The sequence below is a fragment of the Desulfolutivibrio sulfodismutans DSM 3696 genome, assembly GCF_013376455.1.
GTDB classification, from domain to species: domain Bacteria; phylum Desulfobacterota; class Desulfovibrionia; order Desulfovibrionales; family Desulfovibrionaceae; genus Desulfolutivibrio; species Desulfolutivibrio sulfodismutans.
This window is the reverse complement of sequence record NZ_CP045504.1, coordinates 3721883-3745107: the sequence shown is the minus strand read 5'-3', so window position 1 is coordinate 3745107 and position 23225 is coordinate 3721883. Positions and strand designations below refer to the sequence as shown.

Annotated in this window: 19 protein-coding genes; 7 read left to right on the top strand and 12 right to left on the bottom strand. The window is 65.0% G+C overall.

Features of this window, described 5'->3' with window-relative positions:
- Positions 1 to 5: 5 nt before the first annotated feature.
- Positions 6 to 1664, top strand: a complete 1659-nt coding sequence (locus GD606_RS17130) for a SidJ-related pseudokinase (protein ID WP_163301470.1) — start codon at positions 6 to 8, stop codon at positions 1662 to 1664.
- On the opposite strand, the gene GD606_RS17125 is transcribed toward GD606_RS17130, so the two are convergent.
- The 6 genes from GD606_RS17125 to GD606_RS17100 form a co-directional block, all read right to left on the bottom strand.
- A complete protein-coding gene (locus GD606_RS17125) occupies positions 1629 to 2351 on the bottom strand; it encodes an acyltransferase (RefSeq protein ID WP_163301471.1) in 723 nt (240 codons plus the stop codon). The genes GD606_RS17130 and GD606_RS17125 overlap by 36 nt on opposite strands.
- Positions 2352 to 2492: 141 nt before the next feature.
- A complete protein-coding gene (locus GD606_RS17120; RefSeq protein ID WP_246298862.1) occupies positions 2493 to 3704 on the bottom strand; it encodes a BMP family lipoprotein in 1212 nt (403 codons plus the stop codon).
- A gap of 245 nt (positions 3705 to 3949) precedes the next feature.
- The gene (locus GD606_RS17115; RefSeq protein ID WP_163301472.1) at positions 3950 to 4408 is read right to left on the bottom strand and encodes a Fur family transcriptional regulator; all 459 of its coding nucleotides are present in this window, start codon (positions 4406 to 4408) and stop codon (positions 3950 to 3952) included.
- Positions 4409 to 4559: 151 nt separating this feature from the next.
- Positions 4560 to 5093: a Crp/Fnr family transcriptional regulator gene (locus GD606_RS17110; protein WP_163301473.1), complete on the bottom strand. Its 534-nt coding sequence runs from the start codon at positions 5091 to 5093 to the stop codon at positions 4560 to 4562.
- Entirely contained in the window at positions 5059 to 7599 is a 2541-nt protein-coding gene (locus tag GD606_RS17105) for an ABC transporter ATP-binding protein/permease (protein ID WP_163301474.1), read from the bottom strand. Before GD606_RS17105 ends, GD606_RS17110 begins: the two co-directional genes overlap by 35 nt.
- Positions 7600 to 7714: 115 nt before the next feature.
- A complete protein-coding gene (locus GD606_RS17100) occupies positions 7715 to 8638 on the bottom strand; it encodes a chemotaxis protein CheV (RefSeq protein WP_163301475.1) in 924 nt (307 codons plus the stop codon).
- A gap of 388 nt (positions 8639 to 9026) precedes the next feature.
- Between GD606_RS17100 and GD606_RS17095 the strand changes: the two genes are divergently transcribed.
- The 4 genes from GD606_RS17095 to trmFO all read left to right on the top strand — a co-directional run bounded on the left by GD606_RS17095 (position 9027) and on the right by trmFO (position 12988).
- On the top strand, positions 9027 to 9932 hold the full coding sequence (locus GD606_RS17095; RefSeq protein ID WP_163301476.1) for a M23 family metallopeptidase: 906 nt from the start codon (positions 9027 to 9029) through the stop codon (positions 9930 to 9932).
- Positions 9933 to 10068: 136 nt separating this feature from the next.
- Positions 10069 to 10725, top strand: a complete 657-nt coding sequence (locus GD606_RS20635) for a LysM peptidoglycan-binding domain-containing protein (RefSeq protein WP_163301477.1) — start codon at positions 10069 to 10071, stop codon at positions 10723 to 10725.
- A gap of 214 nt (positions 10726 to 10939) precedes the next feature.
- Entirely contained in the window at positions 10940 to 11551 is a 612-nt protein-coding gene (gene wrbA, locus GD606_RS17085; RefSeq protein WP_163301478.1) for an NAD(P)H:quinone oxidoreductase, read from the top strand.
- Between the two features lie 96 nt (positions 11552 to 11647).
- Positions 11648 to 12988, top strand: coding sequence for a methylenetetrahydrofolate--tRNA-(uracil(54)-C(5))-methyltransferase (FADH(2)-oxidizing) TrmFO (gene trmFO / locus GD606_RS17080; protein WP_163301479.1), 1341 nt, complete (start codon positions 11648 to 11650; stop codon positions 12986 to 12988).
- Here the strand turns inward: trmFO and GD606_RS17075 are convergent.
- From GD606_RS17075 to GD606_RS17055, 5 genes are all read right to left on the bottom strand, one after another.
- Positions 12985 to 13800, bottom strand: coding sequence for a glycerophosphodiester phosphodiesterase (locus GD606_RS17075; RefSeq protein WP_163301480.1), 816 nt, complete (start codon positions 13798 to 13800; stop codon positions 12985 to 12987). The genes trmFO and GD606_RS17075 overlap by 4 nt on opposite strands.
- A 3-nt stretch (positions 13801 to 13803) precedes the next feature.
- Positions 13804 to 14658 carry an ABC transporter permease gene (locus GD606_RS17070; RefSeq protein ID WP_163301481.1) on the bottom strand — a complete coding sequence of 285 codons (855 nt, stop codon included), beginning with the start codon at positions 14656 to 14658 and terminating at the stop codon, positions 13804 to 13806.
- Positions 14655 to 15509 carry an ABC transporter permease gene (locus tag GD606_RS17065; protein WP_176629333.1) on the bottom strand — a complete coding sequence of 285 codons (855 nt, stop codon included), beginning with the start codon at positions 15507 to 15509 and terminating at the stop codon, positions 14655 to 14657. The genes GD606_RS17070 and GD606_RS17065 overlap by 4 nt, the downstream gene beginning before the upstream one ends.
- Positions 15510 to 15512: 3 nt before the next feature.
- Entirely contained in the window at positions 15513 to 16625 is a 1113-nt protein-coding gene (locus tag GD606_RS17060; protein ID WP_163301482.1) for an ABC transporter ATP-binding protein, read from the bottom strand.
- A gap of 111 nt (positions 16626 to 16736) precedes the next feature.
- Complete coding sequence (locus GD606_RS17055; protein ID WP_163301483.1) at positions 16737 to 17798, bottom strand: extracellular solute-binding protein; 1062 nt, start codon at positions 17796 to 17798, stop codon at positions 16737 to 16739.
- Positions 17799 to 18136: 338 nt separating this feature from the next.
- On the opposite strand from GD606_RS17055, the gene GD606_RS17050 reads away from it, so the two are divergent.
- Both GD606_RS17050 and GD606_RS17045 read left to right on the top strand, forming a co-directional pair.
- The gene (locus tag GD606_RS17050) at positions 18137 to 18646 is read left to right on the top strand and encodes a hypothetical protein (RefSeq protein ID WP_163301484.1); all 510 of its coding nucleotides are present in this window, start codon (positions 18137 to 18139) and stop codon (positions 18644 to 18646) included.
- A 605-nt stretch (positions 18647 to 19251) separates the two neighbouring features.
- Positions 19252 to 19491, top strand: coding sequence for a hypothetical protein (locus tag GD606_RS17045; RefSeq protein ID WP_309550410.1), 240 nt, complete (start codon positions 19252 to 19254; stop codon positions 19489 to 19491).
- Positions 19492 to 19586: 95 nt separating this feature from the next.
- On the opposite strand, the gene GD606_RS17040 is transcribed toward GD606_RS17045, so the two are convergent.
- A complete protein-coding gene (locus GD606_RS17040) occupies positions 19587 to 23033 on the bottom strand; it encodes an ATP-binding protein (protein ID WP_163301486.1) in 3447 nt (1148 codons plus the stop codon).
- Positions 23034 to 23225: the final 192 nt, after the last annotated feature.

The following is a 23225-nucleotide window of genomic DNA, read 5'->3' as shown; positions in this document are numbered from 1 at the left end:
TCGCCATGACCCAGCATCAGGGCTTGGCTGGAACCGACTTTCAGGCCGCCTATCTGGCCGTGCGCCGTCTGGCGGACATCACCCGGCAGCGCCCGGCCGAGGTCACGCCGGATTCCGTAGCCGCCCTGGCCGATCTGTTGGCCCAGGCCCCCCACGCCTCCCAGACCCAGGCCCGGTTCCTGTACCGCGACGCGGCCGCCGTCCTTTTGGACCTGTGCCGCAGCGCCCCGGACAGGGAACTGGCGGCCCGGGCCTTTGCGGGCGTGGAGACGGCCCTGGCCCGGCCCGGCAAGCCGCGCATGGCCGCCGCCGACGCCGTGGGGGCGTTGCCCCTGTCGGTTCGAGGCCCACAGATGGACGAGACAGGCCCTCCCAAGCCGGACGCATCCCACACGCCGGACATCGCCTGGACGGCGCTTCTTCGCCTGGCTGACGCGGGCCGACAGGCCGACACCGGCAGTGGCCCGCCCCCCACCGGCAACGCCATCCCGGCCCGGGCCGGGCGGACCCTGATCATGCCCCTTCCCGGCGACGGGCGGGTCGTGGCCGTGAAGTTCCTGCGCCTTGGCGAGCCTGCATCCGGGCTGGCCCTGGAGGCGGCCTGGATGGAGCATCTGGCCGCCGAGGCCCGGGACATGCCCGTGCCCTTCCACGTCCCCCGGCCGCTGCGTGTGGCCGGACAGGCGGTCTTCCGGGTCGCGGACGCCCCTCTGGCCCGGGTGGGCCTGGACCCCGCCACCCTGGCCGGGGGGGTGGCCATGGCCTATGTGGCCCGGGCCGACTATTTCCGCTACCCCAACGAGCATGGGCCGGATGGCGGCCTGGGCGGCCGGGAGCTTTTGGCGGTGCTTGGGCAAAACGCCCTGCTGTTCGGGCGGCTCGCCGCCCGGGGCATCGTGCATACGGCCCCCATCCCGCTTTTCCACAACCGGGTGCAGCGGGAGCGGCGTTCCGACGAGGGCCTCTACGACTGGCGGCGCATGGGCCGCCTGGACCAATGGCTGGCCTCCACCCGGTTCCCCAATTTCGGGCCAAGCGGCCTGCGCGACTTCGAGCACTTCGTGTCCCATGCCGGGCCCACCGGGCCGCTTTACAAGTGCATGGGGGATCATCTGCTGGGGCTTTTGCTGGTGACCGGGAGCTATTTCCGGTTCAAGGAGCCTGCGCGGGTGGGGCTCGGGCCGGACGGCCGACCGGCGGACGCCCGGGAGTTGTTCGATCCGGCGCTTCTGGCCGAGGCCCTGACCACGATCTACGACGCCTATTACCAGGGATTTACCGGCCGTGCCCCGGCCGGGGCGCTGCCGTTTGACCGCGAGGGGCTGGCGGCGCGGCTCATCGAGGAGATGGGGGTGGACCGGCACATGGTGGAGATGCTGCGGGTGGCGGATCAGGAGAACATGAGCGACGCGGCGTTCGTGGAGTTTTTGACCCGGCGCGGGATGCCGCGTCAGGAGGCGCTGGGGCTGCGCCGTGGCGCGGCGGATGTGGCCATTCCCACCGGGCCGCACCTGGGGGAGTTCAACGGCCGCATCTCGGCCCCGGAAATGATCGAGTTTACGGCCTGCGCGGCCGCGGCCTGCGTGGCGGGGCGGTATTTTGCGGAAGCGGACGGAAGGCGGAACTCCTCAAAACAGCCAGATATGCTCCAATTCCTCTCCTGACCGGCCGCCGGTGCGCCGCTCCCGGATCACCTTGGCCGGGATGCCCGCCGCCACCATGTTCGGCGGCACGTCGTGCGTCACCACCGACCCCGAGGCCACCAGGGCCTGCTCCCCCACCGTCACCCCGGGCATGAGCGTGGCCCCGGCGTAGATCTTGGCATAGGCCCCGATCCTCACCGGCGCGTAGGACCGGGTCATGTGCGAGGCCTCGTCGTGGCCGTGGGTGAAAATGCGCACGTCCTCGGCCAGGGCCGCCGAATCCCCGATTTCCACGCCGCCCTTGGTGTCCAAAAACACGCCCCGGTTGAAAAACACGTTGTCCCCGACGGTCAAAAACTGCCCGAAATTAAACCGCACGTTCTCCTCGCACACAAACGCCCGGCCGCAGGCCTCGAACAGCCGCTCGGCCACCAGCCGCCGGAAGGGGATGGAAAACGGCACAATAAGACACAGGGGCAGCTTGTCGAAGGCGTCCCATAAAAAATGCAGATACCGTTCGGTGGGCGTGAAGGGCCGCTCCTCGGCCTTGGGAAGGGTCTCGCTGTAGAGCCGTGCCTTCTCCAGGATGCCTTCGGAGACGAACGGGGCCTCCAGTATCTCCAGCACCCGCATGGTGGCGTCGGCGTCGAGCCCGGCATCGATGATTTTGCGGATGCGCGCGATCATCTGGTCGAAAACGTCGGCCATGTCCCCCCTCCTGCCTGATGGCATTTCCCGCCGCGCAATTATGGGATGTCCAGGGATGCCCAGGGACGTCAGGGGAAGTCAGGGGACGCCAGGGGAAGCAACCCTCCCGGCGTTCACTGCCCCCCCCGCCCCCGGCGGGCCCTACTTGGCGGCGCTTTGGCCCTGCATGCCGCGAAGAAGCTGCGGGCAATACCACTGTTCCTTTTCCGTGGCCGTGCGCCCGGCTGGAACGAACACCGTGCCGTCCTGGTAGTCCAGGGGCCCGGCGTACAGGTCCACGGCCCCAGAGCCCAGGGCGGCCGAGAAGATGTCCAGGTATTTCCTGTTTTCCGCCGAAAGGGCCGGGCCAGGCAGAAAGCCCACCGGACTTTTGTCCGCATCGTTCATGTCCGCGAAATCCGGCGTCAGCCAGGCGAAGGCGGGCTGGTAGGTTCCGGCGGCCACCTGCCGGGCGATGATCAGAAACGGCGGCCCCCAGTTGAAATAGGGCACCCCCAGGCAGGCCTCGGGGGCAAGCTGGCAGGCCGGTTTGTAGACGTAGGGCAGGGCGTACGCGTCGGCCCCGGCCTCGCGGCGGGCAGCGGCCACGGTCAGGGCCTCGGGGGCGTCCAGGCCGGAGATGACCACGTCGAAGCCCTGGTCGAAAAAGGCCCCGGCCATCTGGTTGGGGTCGGCGGTCACCCCGGGGATGTTGAACCAGAACCCGATCCAGCTCACCTTGAAGGTCAGTTCCTCGGGTTTTTTGCCGCGCACATGCTCCCAGGCGTAACGCGCCCCAAGGTAGGCGGCGTTGGCCACGCGCCTCGTCTCGTCGTTGACCAGCGGTCCCAGGTAGCCGATTTTTCCCGTCTTGGTGGTCATGGCTGCGGCGAATCCGGCCATCATCTTGCCGTATTCGATCTTGGCGAACAGGTTGCCCAGGTTTTTCGGGGCCTTGCCCGTCAGCACGTCGTCGCCGGAGACATGGAGGAAGGTCATCTCCGGATGCCGGACGGCGGCCTCCAGAATGCCGTCACGCATGTCCTCGGAACCGGCGATGACCAGCCGCGCGCCCTTGGCCGCCATGTCGTCCACGGCCTGGGGGATGGTCATCCCGGGACGATCCGTGGGATTGACCTGGTCCAGATAGATCATCCTGGACCCGGGCAGCTTGGCCTCGACATACCGGCCGCCCTCGTACTGGGCCTGGCTGTAGCCCTTGTCGTTGTAAGGTCCGACGAGCAAAAGGCCGAAGACCAGCGGGGCGTCCCCGGCCCGGGAAACCGTGGCGAAGGCCAGACATATGGCGATGGCCGCCAGGAGAACCCGGCTGTGGCGCAGGCGCATTTCCTTCTCTCCCTGGCGATCCGCCATGCCGACGTCGCCTCACGTCCGTCATTGCCTCATGGCCACGGCGTCGACACCCCGCCGCGACAGCTGCACCGCTCGTGTCGCGCCCCCAAGACCGGCGCACCGAAGTTTGGAAACAACAAGTTGAAAGAGTTCTTTTCCCGTAAAAATACGAGCGAATTTTCAAGAGACGCGCGCCCGCGTGGCGTTCACAAAAAAACAGACACTCAAGGCGTTGCGGCGTGCGCGCCAGAGCGGAACGTGCAATGCTAGCCGATGGTCGGGTCGGCCTTGCGGCACTCCGGGCACACGCCGTAGAGATAAAGCTTGTGCCCGGTGAGCACGAAGCCGTGGCGCGCGGCCACCTCCTCCTGGAGCTTCTCGATGTCCGCGTTGACCACCTCCACGTTGCGGCCGCACCGCTCGCAGATCAGGTGGTCATGGTGGGTCTGCCCGTATTTGACCTCGTAGCGGACCACGCCATCCCCGAATTCCACGCCCTTGGCCAGCCCCGAATCGGCCAAAAGCTTCACCGTCCGGTAAACCGTGGCCTGGCCGATGAAGGGATTGGCGTCCTTCACCTTGCGGTAGAGTTCCTCAGCCGTCAGATGCCCCTCGGAGTTCAGGAACACCTCAAGAATGTGCCTGCGCTGGGGGGTCATCTTGAGCCGTTTTTTGGCGACGAAGTCGGCAAAAACGACAAGGGGGTCTTTGTTGTCTGCGCTCATGGACTCCCACCATGCTCAGGTTTTCCGTCCCGGACCGGGCCGCTGGACGTAAACGGCCTCATGCCCCGCCGCGACATGCGGCGCATCGGGGTCATGGCGCACCCCGATGCGAGGGGTTCTGTCCCGAAGGCCTCGCCGGTCGTGCCCGGGCCTAAAACAGCGTCAGGCCGTGAACCTCTTCCGGTGTGGCCGTGTTGCGCTCAAGGGAAGACAGCACCTTGGCCTCCCACGAGAACATGTGCTCGACGACGACGTGTAAAACCCTCGGCAACATTTGGGGAAACCGCTCGGCCGCCTTTTGAAATTTTTCCCTGGAAAGCACCAGGCACTCCACATCGCCTTTGGCCCGGATGGTATACAGGGATTTGACGTGGGTCAAAAGGGCCAGCCCGCCGAAGGCCCAGCCGCCGCCCGCCGTCCCGACCACCACAGGCGTGCCGCCCTCCGGGGCGCGCAGGATCTCCACCCGGCCCATGGTGATAGAGCGGCAGTTGTCGAACATCTCCCCCTGCACGCACAGCCGGTCCCCGTCGCGATAGGTCTCATTGCTGCTCAAATAGGCCAACACCTTGAGCACATCCAGGGACATGCCGGTGAATATCGGCATCTCCCGCAGGATGTCCAGGTGGGTGGTGAACCCGCAGGCTCCGTCACTTGCGTCCTGATGTTCCGTGGACGAGTTCATAGAGCATCCCCTTTTTGTCCATGAGTTCATTGTAGGAGGCGCATTCCACGATACGTCCGGCCTTCATCACCGCCACCTTGTCGAACCCCTTGATGGTGTCCAGGCGGTGAACCACGGACACCACCGTGCTTTTGCCCTTCCACTTGGATTCCAGCAGGTTCTGGATGCGGGTCTGGGAGGCGTTGTCCAGGGCCGCCGTGGCCTCGTCGAGGATCAAAAGCGGCGGCTCCTTGAGGAAGGCCCGGGCCAGGGCCACCTTCGAGCGTTGGCCGCCGGACAGGCGGTCGCCCGAGGAGCCCACATGGAAATCCAGACCCAGCTCCACGATGCGCTCCAGCATGTCCTCCTGGATGAGCAGGCTGACGATGGTCTTGTTGATCTGGTCCAGGGCCTTGGGGTTGTCGGTGCGGATGCGGCCGAAGAGGATGTTGTCCATGATCGTCTGGGAATGGATGAAATCCTCGCGGCGGTAAAACGTCACGGCCTCGGGGTCGGACTTGCCGGTCCTGTCCATGAAAAGCGCCCGGCCTTGCAGCAAAAGCTCCTCGGAAAGCCTGGACAGCCCCACGATCTTGTGGCGGCCGGGGGTGAAGCGCAGGGCCAGGGTCAAAAGCAGGCGCTCCTCATCGGGACTGATCTCGTGGATCTTGACCCGCTCCAGGTGGGTCGTCAGCTCGGAATAGGCGGCGAATTCGTCCGCCCCGACCGGGGACTGCTCAAAAAAGCTGGCATCCGGGGAGGGTACGTTTTTCAAGATGTCCACGGTCTGGGCCGCCAACTCCCGTCCCAACTGCACCAAAAGCTGCCGCAGCCCGGCCTCGCGCAGAAATTCCAGGAACACCTGGTTGTTCGCCAGATTCTCCGGCTGATAGTCGTCCCGGTTGGGGTTGCCGAAGAGGATGTTGGCCGAAACCGGGCTGTAATAGAGATACTTGTCGACATCGAAGAACTCCACGATGTCTTTGAGGATCTCGCCCTGCTCCTGGTAATAGTTCTCGCGGATGTGGATGATCTTCTTAACCAGGTTTTCCTTGCGCCCCTTCTTGAAGACCGTATTCAATCCGAACCTGAGCACATCCTGGAAAAGCCCCACCTGCTGGATGGTCTCGATGATGCGGTCCAGGCTCGGCAGGCCCTCCTCTCCCTCAATGCCATGCGCCTCGCGCCGGGCGTTGATGGAATAAAGCAGGTTGTCGCGGATGGTGCCCTCGAAGATGAAGGGATGCTGGGCCACCACGCCCATGTTGTCGGCGATGTCGCTTTTGGGAGTGGCGTCGATGTCGTACCCGGAAAGCGTGGCCCGCCCGGCGGAGTACTTGTTGATCTGACACATGCACAGGGCCAGGGTGGACTTCCCGGACCCGGAATACCCCACCAGGGCCACCTGCTCGCCGGGCCTTATGTCCATGGAGACGCCCTTGAGCAACTGGATGCCGCCGGCGACCTCCATGACCAGATCCTGTACGTTGACGCTGCCGTCCAGGACCAGGGGCGGACGCGGCGTTTCGGGCGTCAGCGGAAATTCCGGCGCGCCCTCGAAATATTCCATGATCCGGCCGTAGCTGACCTTGGCGTCCTGATAGACCTGATAGAAGTCCATCAGCTCCTTCCAGGGGTCGTAGAGCTTTTCGTTGGCCGACAGAAAGGCCACCAGCGCGCCCAGGTCGAAACGGCCGTTGATGGCCAGGTAGCCGCCCACCAGAAAGAGCACGAAGGGCCCCAGGCTCTGGAAAAAATTGTTGGAGACCTTGATGGCGTACTTATACAGGTTCCACACCACGCGCACCCGGGACAGCGTGTCCACGAACCCGCCGAAACGCCGGTTCTCCAGGTTGAAGCTGGCGTTGGAATGCACCTCGTGGATGCCCGAGATGGTCTCGCCGATCATGGTCGACAGCTTGCGCCCCGTGTCCACCCGTTCCTTGTTGGCCGCGTTGGCCCTCTTTTGCAGAAACGGGATGACCACGATGGCCACGGGGTACAGGGCCATGCTGATGCCGGCCATGAGCGGATTGAGGTAAAAAAGGTAGGTGGCGAAGGCCACCAGGGTCAAAAGGTTGGTCACCGGCACGGCCACGGCCTGGCCGACGAACTCGCCGGTGTTGGCCACTTCGGACACCAGGGATTGGACCACCATGCCCGGGGAGGCCTTGCGGAAAAAGGGCATGGGCATGGTCAGGATGTGGGCGTAGAGCTTTTTGCGCAGATCCGCCAGGGATTGCTGGCCGATATAGGTCTGCAGCGTGTTGATGACCAGCTTGAGCCCCGAGGCGGCCACCACGGCGGCCAGATAGTAGCCGCAATACATATAGAGCAGATCGAGCTTTTGCAGCCCGATGGCCTGGTTGATGATCTTTTTCTGCATCTCGAGCGGCAGCACCCGGGCGCCGACCGTGACCACGATGACCAGGAAGAGGATGCCCTGCAACTTCAGGTTGCTGGTCCACACCCAGGAAAAGAGCGAACGCCGTGTGATGAGCGCGGGAATGTCCGGGGGAAATTTCATGATCTGGTTCCGGATACGGGGTTGACGATGTCCCCTTGTGCCTTCGTTTTGCAAGAAAAGCAACGCAACAGCGTCAATTCCCGCCAGAAATGCCGCATGAGCGGCCTCCTGCGGATCACCGCTTTTCGATCAGGGCACGCACCACATCGGCCAGTCTTCCGAATTCCGGCTTGGAAATCTGGGCGTCGGCCCCCACGGCCCGGCCCTTGTGGCGCAGATCCTCGTTGACCAGGGAGGAAAACAAAATCACGGGCAGCGCGCCAAGGTCCGGATCCTCCTTGATCCGGCGGGTAAGGGTGTAGCCGTCGAGTTGGGGCATTTCGACATCCGTGACCACCACGTCGGGAAGCTCCGCGCCCGGCTGGTCTTCAGACTTCGCCCCGGCCGCCATGGCGCGCAAAAGGGTCAGGGCCTCGTCGCCGTTCCCGGTCAGGATGACCCGGAACCCGGCCTCGGTGAGCCGTTCGAACACCATCTGGCGCATGACCGCCGAGTCCTCGGCCAGAAGCACCGAATACGTCCGGGCGGGTTTTTCCCGCTGCTTAGGCTCCTCGTCCGGCACCGGGTCCAGTTCAAAAAGGATCCGCTCCAGGTCGATCAGTTGGACGAAGTGGTCCTCGATGCGCACAAGCCCGGTGACGCACCCGCCAAGCAACCGGTGCGGCGCTTCCACGCTGCTCCAGGCCACACGATGAATATGGGTCACCCCTGAGGCCAGAAATCCCGTTGTCCGGGAGTTGAAGCGTGTCACAAGAACCACCTCGCCCGGGGTGCGCGCCCGTGTGATATCCAGCCATACGGCCAGATCGAGCACCGGAAGGACCAGCTCCCGCAAGGGGATGGTTCCCAGAAAACAGGGGTGCGGGGCCGAAGACAAGGGGGACAGGCCCGGATTTTCGATGATCTCCAGCACCTTGGCCACATTGACCCCAAAGGCCAGGGCCCGGGTCTCGCCGTGGCCCAGGTCTTCCAGCACGTGGAACTCGACGATCTCCAGCTCGTTGGTGCCGGATTCCAGAAGGATGTCGGCGTGGTCCATGGATCCCTTTTCAACTCGTCGGCGGACACTGGTCCGGTGGGAGGTTCGCGAAACGGCTGCCGCCCGGGGGGCATCGGCCCGCCCACCCCTGCCGTTTCAGCCATTTGCCATAGTCCTATGCCAGCGCGGGGGGTTTTGTAAATCAACCGCCACAAAACGTGCGCCGCCGCTGACAATGCCGGGACTTGCCCTTCTTCTTTTTCTTGGATATAAGCGTTACATTGGCGTATCAGCGGGTTGGCCCAGCTCTTGTGGCTCTCCCGTCCGGTCACCCGGCCCGGAGCCAGAATTTCTCTCGCCGGGCGAAACAGGCCACGCCCCCCTTTGGCGCAACGCGACCCGAACCCGGGGCGGCCCGATACTGCATTCACGTCGTACCGATCAAGCCATGCCCATATCCGGATATCAAGTCTGCCTCTTTCGGCGCGGCAAGGGCGTCAAATCGCTTTTCACCGTCAGGGGGTGGATGATCGCCCTTCCTGTGGCGGCGCTGGTTGCGCTGGTGGTCGTCAACGCCTTTTTATGGCGGTATTATGCCGGGTACGACCGTGTGTCCCGGCTGGCCGAAGACGGACGGGCCGCCCTGGCCGAACAGAAATCCACGTCCCTGCGCCTCAAGGAGCGCATGGAGCGCGTGGAGGCCGAGGTCACCCGCATCGCCGCGTTCAATGAAAAACTCGGGGTCATGGTCGACTTCGATCCGGCCAGGGAAGCCTCCCCCCTGGGAATGGGCGCGCCGGGACCGGATCTGGCGGCCTCATCCGGCCTGTATTTCCTGCGCCAGGGCGTGCTGACGCGCAAGATGAACGAATTTCTGGAATACCTCGGCCAGGAGATCGCCCTGCAAGAGGTATTGCAGCAACAGTTGCGCCACTCCCTGCGGGAAAAGAAACTGGAGTTCGACGCCAGACCCTCCCTGTGGCCCATGGCCGGCTACATCACCTCCACCTTCGGCCCCAGACGCTCCCCCTTCGGGCGGCGGGCCGATTTCCACAACGGCGTGGACATCAAAGCTCCCTACGGGACGCCCATCTACGCCCCGGGCGCCGGGCGGGTAACGGATGTGGATTATCAAAGCGGCTACGGCCTGCGGGTGGTCATCGTCCACGACTACGGCATAAGCACCCTCTACGGCCATCTCAAATCGGCCGCAGTCACCCCGGGGCAGGAGGTCAAACGCGGCCAGCTCATCGCCTATTCCGGGAACTCCGGCCGCACCACCGGCACCCATCTCCACTACGAGGTGCAGGTCAACGGGACGCCGGTCAACCCCATGCGGTTCATGCTCGACTAATCCCCGGCGGCATGCAAGGCCGGACTTTACGCCCCCCGGGGCCAAATGCTATCAGTGTCCATACACGACGCCGCACACCACACGAATCACCGCTGTCGGCACACGACATCCCGACAAACCGACGGAAGAGACCCTCATGGCGAATAGCCCGAAATTCCTCGCTTTCTGCCTCATTGCCGTCCTGGCGACGACCATGGCCGGATGCGCCAAGTATTCCGACTACCAGGCCAATATGGCCTATATCAATGACGATCTTCTCAACCAGGAGGGCGAACTGGCCCTGGAACAACTGCGCGCCGCCCGCGCCGACTATGCCCAGGCCGTGCGTTCCGGCCCCGTGGCCCCGGGGGCCGAGGTGGAAAAACAATTCTTCGCCGCCCGGGAGAAATACATCGTCATCAAGAAAGAAAAAGAATTGCGCATGGGCCGCCAATCCAGCACCAAGGATCTCGCTTCGGACCCTGAACTGGTCATTCCGGAACCGCCAAGCGGGAACACCAAAAGGCCCGCCCATTCCCCGGCCGAAATCCCGGCCGAAACCCCGGACAGCGCACCGAAACCGACAACCGACGCCGACGTCCCCGGCCCTCCCGGGCAGGCCCTCGAAAAGGCCGCCCCGGCCCAAGCCCCCTCCGGCAGCGCCGAAGCCGCCTATACCGTACAAAAAGGCGACACTCTGGGAGGCATCGCCAAGCGGCATAACGTTGAAGTCGCCACCTTGGCCTCCCACAACGCCCTCGCCAGCCAAAACAGGATCACCCCGGGACAGGTTTTGCATATCCCGCCGCGCTGACGCCCGGCCGATCCGCCCCCTGTCCTCCCGGCTTTTCCCCGCATCAAGGCCTCCTCCCGGCCACAGCCCCATATGCTCCACGCCAGGGAGCCCCCCGGCCCGACCGCCGTTCCCCGGCATCTCCCAAGCCAGGCCGACGCACCATACGGCTTGCCCCCGTCTCCGCTCCAGGCTACCCTTGCGGCGCCGACAAACCGCAACAGGAGTCGCCCCCATGAACGTGCTCACCGTGTATTATTCCCTCTACGGACACGTCAGCGCCCTGGCCCAGGCCGCCGCCGAAGGCGTGGCCGAAATCCCCGGCGCCGTGGCCACGCTGCGCCGCGTGCCGGAGACCCTGTCCCCGGAGGTCATCGAAAAAATGGGGGCCGCCGACATCCAGAAATCCTTGAGCGTGGTTCCCGTCTGCACCCTGGACGAACTTGAGGCGGCCGACGCCATCCTCTTCGGCACGCCCACCCGCTTCGGCAACATGTGCGGCCAGATGCGGCAATTCCTGGACGCCACCGGCGGCCTGTGGGCCAAAGGAGCCCTGGTGGGCAAACCCGCCGGGGTCTTTTGCTCGACCGCCACCCAGCACGGCGGACAGGAAACCACCCTGGTCAGCTTCATCTACACCCTTTTGCACCACGGCATGGTCGTGGTCGGGCTGCCCTATTCCTTTTCCGGGCAGACCCGGGTGGACGAGATCACCGGCGGCTCCCCCTACGGGGCCACCACCATCGCCGGTCCCGACGGCAGCCGCCGCCCTTCGGAAAACGAACTGGCCGCCGCCCGCTTCCAGGGACGCCATCTGGCCGCCATCGCTGCCAAACTGACGGCCTAACCCCCGCCCGGCGGGGTCACGCCGCCTCGTACGCCGGGGAAACACCAGAGCGGCATCGAAATCTCCGCCACATCCGGGCGGACAGGGAGGTTTTTCATGCGTGTCGGAATCGTGGGCGCAGGACTCGCCGGGTGCGAATGCGCCATGGCCCTGGCTCGGGCGGATGTGGACGTGACCCTTTTCGAGATGAAGCCGACGACGTTCTCCCCGGCCCATACCTCCGAAAATCTGGCGGAACTGGTGTGCTCCAATTCCTTTCGCTCGGACGATCCCCTGTCCGCCGTGGGGCTTCTCAAGCTCGAAATGGCCGAGGCCGGAAGCCTGGTCATGGACGCCGCCCGGCACACCGCCATCCCGGCCGGAAAGGCCCTGGCCGTGGACCGCGACCTCTTCTCCGCCGAAATCACCGCCCGTATAACGGCCCAGCCCCGCATCCGCCTCGACCGCCGAGAGATTCAAAGCCTGGACGATCCGGCCCTGGCCGGTCTCGACGCCGTGGTCCTGGCCGCCGGTCCCCTGGCCTCGGACGCCCTGGCCGCCGACCTGGCCCGGGCCATCGGCCAGCAAAGCCTCTATTTCTACGACGCCATCGCGCCCATCGTGGACGCCGCCAGCGTCGACTACGACGTCGCCTTCTTCGCCTCCCGCTACGAGGAAGGCGAGGGCGACTACCTCAACTGCCCCATGGACGAGGACGGCTACCGCCGCTTCGTGGCCGACCTCCTGGCCGCCGACAAGGTCCAGCCTCGGGAATTCGAAAAGGAACTGCACTTCGAAGGCTGCCTGCCCATCGAGGCCATGGCCCAGCGCGGCGAAATGACCCTGGCCTTCGGGCCCCTCAAACCCGTGGGCCTCACGGACCCGCGCACCGGCCGACGCCCCTTCGCCGTCATCCAACTGCGCCCAGAAAACGCCGCCCGCACCGCATACAACATGGTCGGCTTCCAGACCAAACTCACCTATCCCGAACAACAACGCGTGTTCCGCACCATCCCCGGCCTCGCTCACGCCGAATTCCTCCGCCTGGGCAGCATCCACCGCAACACCTTCGTCGAGGCCCCCAAAACCCTCTCGCCCTCCCTGGAACTCCTGGCCCGGCCCGGCGTCTTCCTGGCCGGACAGATCACCGGCGTGGAAGGCTACGTGGAATCCGCCGCCTGTGGCCTGTGGCTCGGCCTTTCCCTCGTAGCCCGGCTCCATGGCCGGGAACTCCCCCCTCCGCCTCCCGAATCGGCCCTGGGCGCGCTGCTCTCGCACCTGCGCACCGACGCCAAACACTTCCAACCCTCCAACGTCAACTTCGGCCTCTCTCCCGAACTGCCCGGCCGGAACAAGAAGGCCAGCCGCAAGGCCCTCTACGCCTCCCGCGCCCGCGAGGCCTGGACGGCCTGGAAAAACCAATACCTGGACGAACCGGGGCGGCTGCCCCGGGGTTAGACAAACCGTTGCGGCACGTCGGTGATGATTCCCGCCCCGGGGGGGTAGGCGCGGGCGACATCCGGGTCGTTGATGGTCCAGAGGTTGACGCGAAGCCCGTCGTCCAGAAGTGCCCGGGCCAGATCGGGGGGGGTGATATGGTGATCGGGATGGCAGGCGGCCACGTCGAGGAACATGAGGTAGTCCAGGATGTTTCCGGGGTGAGCGGTCTCGATCAGGGCGGCCCGGGGGACATCCGGGTCGAAGACGGCGGCCTGGGTGAGGTAGCGGTGGTTGAAGGAGGAGAGAAGCACCAGATCCCGGGTTTCGGTATCGGCCACGAGTTCCAGGACGGCGGCGGTGATGGCGGAATCGCCGGAGCGCCCGGCGTGATCCTTGATCTCCACGTTTATGGGGAAGGCGTGTTCGCGGCAGAAATCGAGCACCTGACGCAGAGTGGGGATAATGACGGAAGGAAAGGACGCGGCATCCTGGGGAGCGACCTCGCCAGTCTTGACGGTTCCATGGGGATCCGTGGCGGCGAACCAGGAACCGGCGTCGAGGCTTTGCAGTTCGGCCAGGGTGAAGGTGTCGATGTGGTGCGTGGCGCGCGCGGCCAGGGGTGAGGCGGCGATATTCGTGGTGCGGGCCGGGGTGTCGTCGTGAAAGACGACCACATGGCCGTCAGCGGTCAGGCGCACGTCGATTTCCAGGAAATGCGCGCCGCAGTGATGGGCCCTGGCGATGGCCGGGAGGGTGTTTTCCGGGGCCAGGGAGCGTGCCCCCCGGTGTGCGCCGATGGCCTGGGAGTCGGGGATATGGTGGAAGAACACGGCTCAGGATTCCTTGCGATTGAGGTACAGGTTGACCAGGGCCAGTCCGGAGGTGCCGACGATGAGCAGAAACGAGATGGCGTTTATGACCGGGGTGCTGCCGTCGCGGACCTGGAGGTAGAGGTTGATGGGCAGGGTGGGCTGGGAGCCGACCAGAAACAAGGTGGTGTTGAAGTTTTCAAAGCTCATGAGGAAGGCCACGGCCCCGGCTCCGATGATGGAGGGCCGAAGAAAACGCAGGGTGATGAGCCTTATGACCTCGAAGCGGGTGGCCCCCAGGTTCAGGGCGGCCTCTTCCAGGGAGCGGTCGAACTTGCGCAGGCGGGCCGAGACCACCAGGGCCACGAAGGTGGTGATGAACGAGAACTGCCCCAGGACCACCAGCCAGAAGCTTGGCCGGAAAAAGGGCACGTCGACGCCGAGGTGTTTTTCCGCGAACATTCCGGCGGTGGTGGCCCCCAGGAGCTGGGAGATGCCCAGGATGACGCCGGGGATGACCAGGGGGGCCAGCATGAGAAAATAGAGGACATTTTTGAATGGAAATTTTTCCTGCTCGAAGGCGAAGGCGGTGCAGGTGCCGACCACGACGCACAGGATGGAGACGATGACCGCGGTCTCGAAGCTGACCATGATGGAGCGCAGGTTCTGGGCGTCGTGGAAGATGCCCACGCGCTTTGGCCCGGGAGAGAAAAACCAGTCCAGGGTGCCGCCGTTCCAGGGCAGGGACGGAAAGTTGGAGTCATTGAAGGCCAGCACGCAGGTGACCAGAAGCGGCGCAAAGAGAAAGACGAAATAGAGGATCACGAAGACGTGAAAGGACCAGGTGTAGGCCTTGGAATTGGGCAGCGAGCGGATCACGAGGCCACCTCCCCGAGCTTCTGGCGGCTTATTTTGAGGCCCGCCCAGATGATGAGGGAGCTTAGGAGCAGAAGCAGGAAGCCGAAGGCCGCACCCTGGTTCCAGTTGAAGCTGGCGATGAACTGGTTGTAGATCTGCTCCGTGAACCACAGGGAGTTCTTGCCGCCCATGAGGTTGGGGGTGAGGTAGTTGCCAAGCGACAGCATGAAGACCACGATGGCCCCGGAGGTGATGCCCGGCTTGCAGTGGGGCAGGATGATCTCCCGCCAGATGCTGATTTTGGAGCCGCCCAGGTCGCTTGCAGCCTCGATCAGGCTGTCGTCCAGGCTTTCCAGGACCGAGATGACGGGCACGACCATGAACAGCATGGAGGTGTAGACCAGTCCCATGATCATGGTGGCGTCGGTGTACAGCATGTGCAGCGGCGCATCCACGATGCCGAGTTTGAGAAGGAAGAAATTGACGACCCCGGATTCGCGCAAAAGGATCATCCAGCCGTAGACCCGCACCAGCTCGCTGACCCAAAAGGGCAAAAGCAGAAGCACCATGAGAAAGCCCTTATATTTCGGGCGCACCACCTTGACGATGTAAAAGGCCACAGGCATGGCCAAAAGGAAGGTGAAGACGGTGGTGATCACGGAATAGATCGCGGTGCGCACGAAGGTCAGCCAATAGATGGGCTCGGCGAAGAAATTGGCGTAGTTTTGCAGGGAAAATCCCATCTGGCCGTATTCATCCTTGGCCCGGAAGCTCATGATGAACAGATCGAGATGCGGCAGGACGATCAGCAAAAAAAGCCACATGAGCACGGGGCTTAAAAATATCCACAGGGAGAGCCGGGAGGTTTTCACGGCCTATGCCTCCCCCGCGGCCGCCGCTGCGGCGGATGTCGTGGCCGGGAAGCAGACGCCGGATTCGGGATGCCAGCCCACGGCGATGGTCTGTCCGGGAACGATGTGGTCGAAGCGGCGGTTCTGGGGCAGGGCCACCATGAGTTCGTGGCCGCTGTCCGTGGCCGTGAGCAGGCGGCTGGCGGCCCCATCGAAGAGGATGGCCCGCACGGCGACGGTGAAGGTGTTGAGCCCGGCGGGTTCCCGGGGTTCGATGCGCATGGCCTCGGGGCGCAAAAACAGGTCGGCCCGGTCGCCTATGGTGAGCGGGGAATGGCTTTTGGCCGAAAAAACGAAGCCCTCGTCGGTCTTGATGGCGACCTCGTCGCCGCTGCTCTTTTCCACCCGGCCCGCCCAGATGTTGTTTTCGCCCACGAACCGGGCCACGAAGGGCGACTGCGGGGCGCGGTACAGCTCCTGGGGGCTGCCCATCTGCTCAAAGCGGCCTTTGTTCATGACCGCCACCACGTCGGACATGACCAGGGCCTCGGACTGGTCGTGGGTGATGTAGACGAAGGTGGTGCCCACCTTGGCCTGGAGCTTTTTCAGTTCGACCTTCATCTGCTCGCGCAGCTTCAGGTCAAGCGCCCCCAGGGGCTCGTCCAAAAGCAGCACCAGGGGCTCCAGGACCAGACACCGGGCGATGGCCACCCGCTGCTTCTGGCCGCCGGAGAGCTGATCCACGCGCTTGACGCCGTAGCCGGGCAGCCCCACGCGCTCCAGGATGTCCTCGGTGCGCCGGGCTATCTCCGGGGCCGCCACCTTGCGACGCCGAAGGCCAAAGGCGATGTTTTCGGCCACGGTCATCATGGGAAAAAGGGCCAGGTGCTGGAACACCAGATTGGCCGGACGGCGGTTGGGCAACACCCCGCGCATGTCCTTGCCCCGGATCATGATGGCGCCGGAGGTGGGTTCCTCGAACCCGGCCACCATGCGAAGGAGCGTGGTCTTGCCGCAGCCCGAGGGGCCGAGGATGGAGAAAAACGACCCTTGCGGGACGTCGAAGGTGACATTGTCCACGGCCAGGAAGGAGCCGAAGGACTTGACGCATTTTTTGACGCTGAGATCGATTTCCATGGGCTCACATCACCGGCGAAAAAGGGGAGGGAAAGGCGTCGGGGCGGCTTTTTTCGGCCGTCCCGACGCGCATGGCGGCCGCAGCATGCCACGGCCGCCATGTCGGCATGCCTAGTTGGCGGCCTTGATCTTGTCCAGGATCTTGCCTTCCATCTCCTCCAGCGCAGCCGGAACCGGCGGATACCACTTGATGTTGTCGATGGTCGCCGTGGAGAAGGAACGGTCGAAGTCGGCCTGCACGGTCTTGTCCACGAACTGCCCAGCACCCTTGGAGGCCGTGGGGGTCTTTTCCTGGTTGGTGAAGAGGGCCGCGTTTTCAGGCTTGAGCATGAAGTTGATCCACTTGTAGGCGGCGTCCACGTTCTCGGCCTTGGCCGGGATGGCGAAGGTGTCGATCCAACCCAGGCAGCCTTCGACCGGGGCCACGAAATCGATCTTGGGATTCTCGGCATGCAGCTTCCAGGCGCCGTTGTCCCAGGCCTCGGCCACGGTCACCTCGCCCGAACGCACGGATTCGAGCAGGGCGTCGCCGTTGGACCAGTAGTTCTGGACCAGGGGCTTGCCCGCGATCATGGCCTCGGCCACCTTGTCCAACATGTCCTTGTAGGCCTTGGGATCGCCGTAGAGGTCAAAGGGCTTGTAGCCCAGGGCGAAGCCCAGGCCGATGAGCGCCACACGCTTTAAGCGGTAGCTGATGCGGCCCTTGTAGGCCGGGTCGATGAGCGCCTTCCAGCTTTTGGCGTCCGGGGCCTTTTCCGTGTTCACCACCAGGCCCGAGGTGCCCCAGCAGAAAGGCACGGCGTGGGACTTGCCGCCCACCAGGGTGTTTTTCTTGACCGCGTCGAGAAGCGACGGGATGAACAGGGCCGCCTCAATCTTGGAGTAGTCCATGGGCTGGTAGATCTGGAATTCCTCCTGCACGGCGGAGATGCGGTCCTGGCTGGGCTGGGCCAGATCAAAGCCCGCGCCGCGCGTGGCCCGCAACTTGGCGACCATTTCCTCGTTGTTGGAATAGGTGACCTCGACCTTGATGCCGGTCTCCTTCTCGAATTTGTCCACCAGCTCCTTGGGGGCATAGCCCTTCCAGGTGAGCAGTTTGAACGTTCCTGCGGCCTGGGCCGTCCCAACCAGGGCGAACAGACAAATCGCCACAAACGCCACGATCCGTTTCATGCCAAACCCCCTTGTTTCCCGTGTGTTTTTCTGTCCGGGCGGACGTGTTTTCAAAATCTCTCAAAAAAATAGCCGGGCGTTTGGATTTAGGCAACCGGGAAACCATGACGGCCGGGTGACGAATGCCTGAAGAATCCGCCGCAGGAGCTCGCTTTGGAGACGGCAACCCCCTTATGTTACAGATTTTCCCGCGCCAACTTCACAGCCTGCAAATGTTACAAATTTTCGTTTCCGAAAATAATTTCCCCTCGGGGAAGTCCCGGGAACGGGCCATTTGCTTGCCCCCCCCCTTCGTGGTAACCGCCCGGCGACCTTCATCTCGCACAGGAGCCCCGACCATGTCCGACCACGCCTCAGAGCCCTGCCCGGCGCACCCGGACGCCTGGCGCAATCACATCACGGCTGCCGTCCTGGCCCGCATCTCCACCACCCCGCAACGCCGCCACGAGGCCCTGCGGGAGCTTTTCCGGGTCACCCGGCCCGACCTTGGCGACGACGCGGCCATGTCCCTGGCTGAGAACATTCCGCCGCTTGTGCCGGAATTGCACGAGAAATGGGCGGCCATGTTCGCCGCGCGACTGGTGGAGACCGTTCCCGGCAACCAGGTGGCCCTTCTGTGCGACGGCGCCTCGGAAAATGACGCGGCCCTGACCCTGGCCTACCTTATGTTCCTGGAATCCGAGCGTATGGAGAAACAGACCGCCGAGGATCTGGAGGCCTACCGCCGGGAGCATCCCGAACTGACCGAGAAAGGCCGCGAACTGACGGACGAGGTGCTCGCCCGGCGAAACGCCGCGCGCAAGGACAAGGCCGCACGCTACGCCGCCGGGAAAACGCCGCGCCAGTAACCCTGGCCGCGTGAACGGCCCCGACCGTGCGCCACCTTGTCCAAAACCAAAACCTCCCTTTGCCGCCTGCCCCTTTTACGGCCCGGCTGCGTCCAGGGCGTCGACGGGTGCGAAAACCGTTCTGACGCAACGCCAACGCACGCCTGACCCAGGGCACGCCAGGTTGCCCCTGTGGCCTGACCTGTCCAGGGAACGGCCCGCCATGTCGGCATGTTCAGAAAGCAGGACGCCAGGGCTATGCTGCCCTGATAACTCACCAGAAAAATTGGCGGTTCTCTCCAGAGACGCCGTTTCGGAAATTCCCGCCGCTTTCGAACCGGGAATTGTGAAAAAAGACCCGCGGCCCTGGGGCTGTCCCGGGCGTCAGTTATCCGATAGGCTCTTTCTTTGGCCCATGCGGACGGATCTGCGCCGCCGCGTCGTCGCCCTCCCGGCGAACGACTGCGGCCAGACGCCCCGGCCAAAGGATTCGCCATGCCTGCGTCCGTGTTTCACCCCGCCCCTTCCGGCCCAGGGGGCTTTGGCCCGGCACACCGGGTTTCTCCCGCGCGACCGGCCGAAAAAACAGCCGACCATGCAGCGCGCCTGCGTTCCCCTTGAGCGCCGTGCCCTGCGTGGGCTGCGGCTGGTGCTGCTTAAGCGACCAATGCCGGGAGTCGCACATCCTGCACGGCTACCGGAAACGCTGTCCGGAATTGTACTGGGGCGAGGCCGAGGCACGCTACAAGTGCCGTCTGGCGGAAGATCCCGAACAGGGGGAACGCTACCGGTACCTGCTGGGTGTGGGCGAGGGCTGTTGCGCCAAGCTCAATTCCTGGCGCGATGAGGTGAAATACCGGGGATAATCCTGGCGGGAGCGCCTCCGAAACGCCGGGGCAGCGTCGTGCCCCCACACTCGGCGGACCTGGATTTTATACCCACAGATTGAAACCGTTCTCTTTTAAGGGATGCGGCTCGAGGCGGAGGCATCGGCCCCCACGGGTTTGCCGGACGTTCTGAGCAGCCCGAAGGCCCCGGGATCGGCCACGATCCGGCGCACCACCGCCTCCACCCGGAGCATTTCCGCGTCAAGCTCGGCCAGGGCGGCCCTGGCCTGCTCCAGATCGCCGCTTCGGGCCGCTTTTTCCGTGCGCGTCGACAGCGTCAGACACCCCCAGGCCCCGATGGCCCCGCAGGAGTTCTTGCAGGAATGGGCCAGGCGGAACACCTCTTCGGCCGTCCCCTCGGCGCCCAACCGGGCCAACTGGTCGCGGCGCGGGGCGAGTTCATCCAGGTACAGTTGGGCCAACTCCAGGTACAGTTCCGCGTCGTCGCCGAGTTTTTCCAGGGCCTCGGGCACGTTGACCGCATCGTCCGCCTGCGCCGCAGGCGGCGTCTGCGGCGGGGATGGTTGTACAGGCGAGTCCGGGAGGCCGGGGGGGATCGGCAGGTCGCCCCTACCCGGCGCAGCGGGAGCCACCTCGCCGAGAACCCGGGCCAATTTCCCGAAATCAACGGGCTTGGGCACAAACCCGTTCATGCCCGCCGCACGGCACTTCCCCTCCATGCCGTCCACGGCATGGGCGGTCATGGCCACCACAGGGATGGTCATGGCGGCCTGCCCGGCCTGACCCTGCCGGATGGCCCGGGCGGCGGCCAGGCCGTCCATCCCCGGCATCTCCAGGTCCATGAGCACCACGTCGAAGGACTCCCGGGAGAGCATATCCAGGGCCTCACGGCCGTTTTGCGCCGTGTGCGTGGCATGCCCCAACCGGCCGAGCAGGGCCTTGGCCAGTTTGATGTTCATCAGATTGTCTTCGGCCAGAAGCACGCGCAGGGGGCGCGACGCGGCGCGCAGGGCCGCCATGGACGTGGCAGGGGCCCTTTTCTTGGGCACCCTGGCCGGATCCCCCGGCCAAAGGGGCAGGGTGAAAAAAAACGTGCTTCCCGCGCCGGGCGTGCTTTCCACCCCGATCTCACCGCCCATGCGCTCCACCAGTTGCCTGCAGATGGCCAATCCCAGGCCCGTGCCGCCGTATTTGCGGGTGATGGAGCCGTCGGCCTGCCGGAAGGGATCGAAGATCACCTCCATCTTTTCCGGTGAAACGCCGATGCCGGTGTCGCGCACGAAAAATTTCACCCACACCGGCGCATCCGCCCCGGCCGCATCCTTGTGCGCGACGTCGCCCCCGGGCCACGGCTCGGCCCAGAACTCCACCTCGCCGCGCTCCGTGAATTTGACCGCGTTGCCCACCAGGTTGAACAGGATCTGGCGCAGCCGATCCGGGTCGCCCCGGCTGGCCATGGGGCAGCCCTTTTTCATGCGCGCCCGAAGTCCCACGCCCTTGGCCCGGGCCTGGACCCGAAGCGTGCGGGCCACGGAGGAAATGACCCGGGGCAGGGAGAAATGCTCGTTGTGCAGTTCAAGTCCCTGGCTGTCCAGGCGGGAGAAATCCAGGATGTCGTTGACCAGGGCCAGAAGGGCCGTGCCCGCCTCGCGCACGGTCTGCAAATGGTCGCGCTGCTCCGGGTCAAGGCTGGTCTGCAGGGTGATTTCCGTCAGGCCGATGATGGAATTGAGCGGGGTGCGGATCTCGTGGCTCATGCCCGCCAGAAATGCGCCCTTGACCCGGGCCGCCTCCTCGGCCTGCTCCTTGGCCCGCACCAGTTCGCGTTCCACGGCCCGCAGTTGGGAGATGTCCATGAGGCATTCGATGAACCCCCACACCTCCCCGGCATCATCGAGAACCGGCGCGGAATAGACCATGAAGGCCATGCCCAGGCGGGCCTCCTCCTCGGGGGTGGAGGGCCGGGTATGGATACGCATCGCCGCGTCGGGGCCGACCACGGGACATGCATCGCACACGGCCGGGAGATCCCGGAAGACCTCGTGGCACAGCCGCCCCACCACCTCCTGGCGCGTTTTGCCCATGGCCCGCAGCATCTTGTCCCCCACGTCCACCACCCGGTAGTCCCGGCCGATGACGTGGATGTGCCCGGGGATGGCGTCGAAGATGGCCCGCAGGCGGTTGTTTAGGCGGCCCAGTTCCCGGGTGCGCCGGGCCACCCGGTCCTCCAGGGTGCGATTTTGTTCGGCGATGGTGGCGCTTCGGGCCTCAAGCTCGGCGAACGATTCCCGAAGCTGTCTCCGCATCCCGGAAAAAGACAGGGCCAGTTGGCGCAATTCCCAGGCGTGCCCCTCGCTTTCGACGGGGTGGTCCCATTGTCCGGAGGCCAGGGCCGCCGCAGCGTGGCTGAGGTTCTCCACCGGGGCCGACAGGCGGCCGGCGATGAAAAGTCCCGCCCCGGCGGCCAACCCCACGACCAGAAACAGCATGCCCACGGTGCGCGCCGCCTGGCTGTCCACCCTGGCCATGAAATCCGACTCGGGGACCACGGCGGCCATGATCCAGTCCAACCCCAATCCGTCGCGAAACGGCGCGGCCTGGAGGAAATACCGTTCCCCCTCAAGGGAGAATTCCAGAAGGATTTCCCGATGGATCCCGGCCAGCCCGTCCCCGTGACCGGCCATGGCCCCGGCGGCGGCCTCCACCATGGGCAGGCCGCAGGCCGCCGCCGGGATGCGGACATAGGCATCGCCCTGGCGCGTGAAAAGCCCGGCCTCCGGCGGCATGGCCGAGGCCGCCACCAGATCGCCCGACCGTTCCAGGAGAAACACCCCGCCATGCTCGCCCACCCGGATGGTGCGCAAAAAATCCCGTATCTGCCCCAGCACGTAGTCCACGCCGAACACGCCCACAAGCCGCCCCGCCGCATCGTAGGCCGGCAGCGCGGCCGTGATGGCCATATCCTTGAGGGCGAAATGCCGGTAGACAGGGGTCCATACCGGTCCCCGGGCCGCCTCGCCCGCTTTGTACCAGGGCCGGGTACGGGGATCGAAGGCAGGATAGACGTTTTTGAGCTCCCCGGCCTGGCCCGAGGCTGAAACGGTGAAATTATGGGAGTCGCCGCCGGTTTCCGGCCCGGCCCGCACAATCTGCAATTCGCCGTCGGGCAGCCGCCGGGCCCCGCAGAATGCGCCGTCAGGGGCGCCGAAAAAGCTGTAGGCGATGGAGGGCCTGGAGGCCACCGCGCCGTAGAAATACCTTTGGCGCTGGCCGGGATCGTCCGGATCAAGAAGGCCCAGGGACAGGGCCATGGCGTTGGCGGCGTTGACCGCCGGGGGGATGGACAGGTACTCGCGCAGTTGCACGTCCACCCGGGCCAGCACCTCGGCCCGGAGCTTCGCGGCCACGTCGCCCACGGCGAGCTTGCTGTCGAACAGGGCGAAACCGCCCACAATCCCTGCCGCCAGGATGGTCAGGAGCACCATGGGGACCGTAAGCAGCAACCTCAGGGGATGCCCGTCGGCCCGTTCGCCTTTGCGTGACGGCAGCTTTTTATTCATAGACAAGTCCGGCCCCCTCTGGCGCGCCGCCCGGGCGGCCAGCCCGCCGGACGCCCTGCCTCGGGAGGTCCAGGGTCACGAATCGCCCATGGGTGTTCCGATGTCAACGCCAAAGCCCCCAGGCTGGGAAAAAGCGCCCGACGCGCGCGTATCCCGGCGACGCCCGCCGGGGGCCTCTCGGGCCAGTCCCCG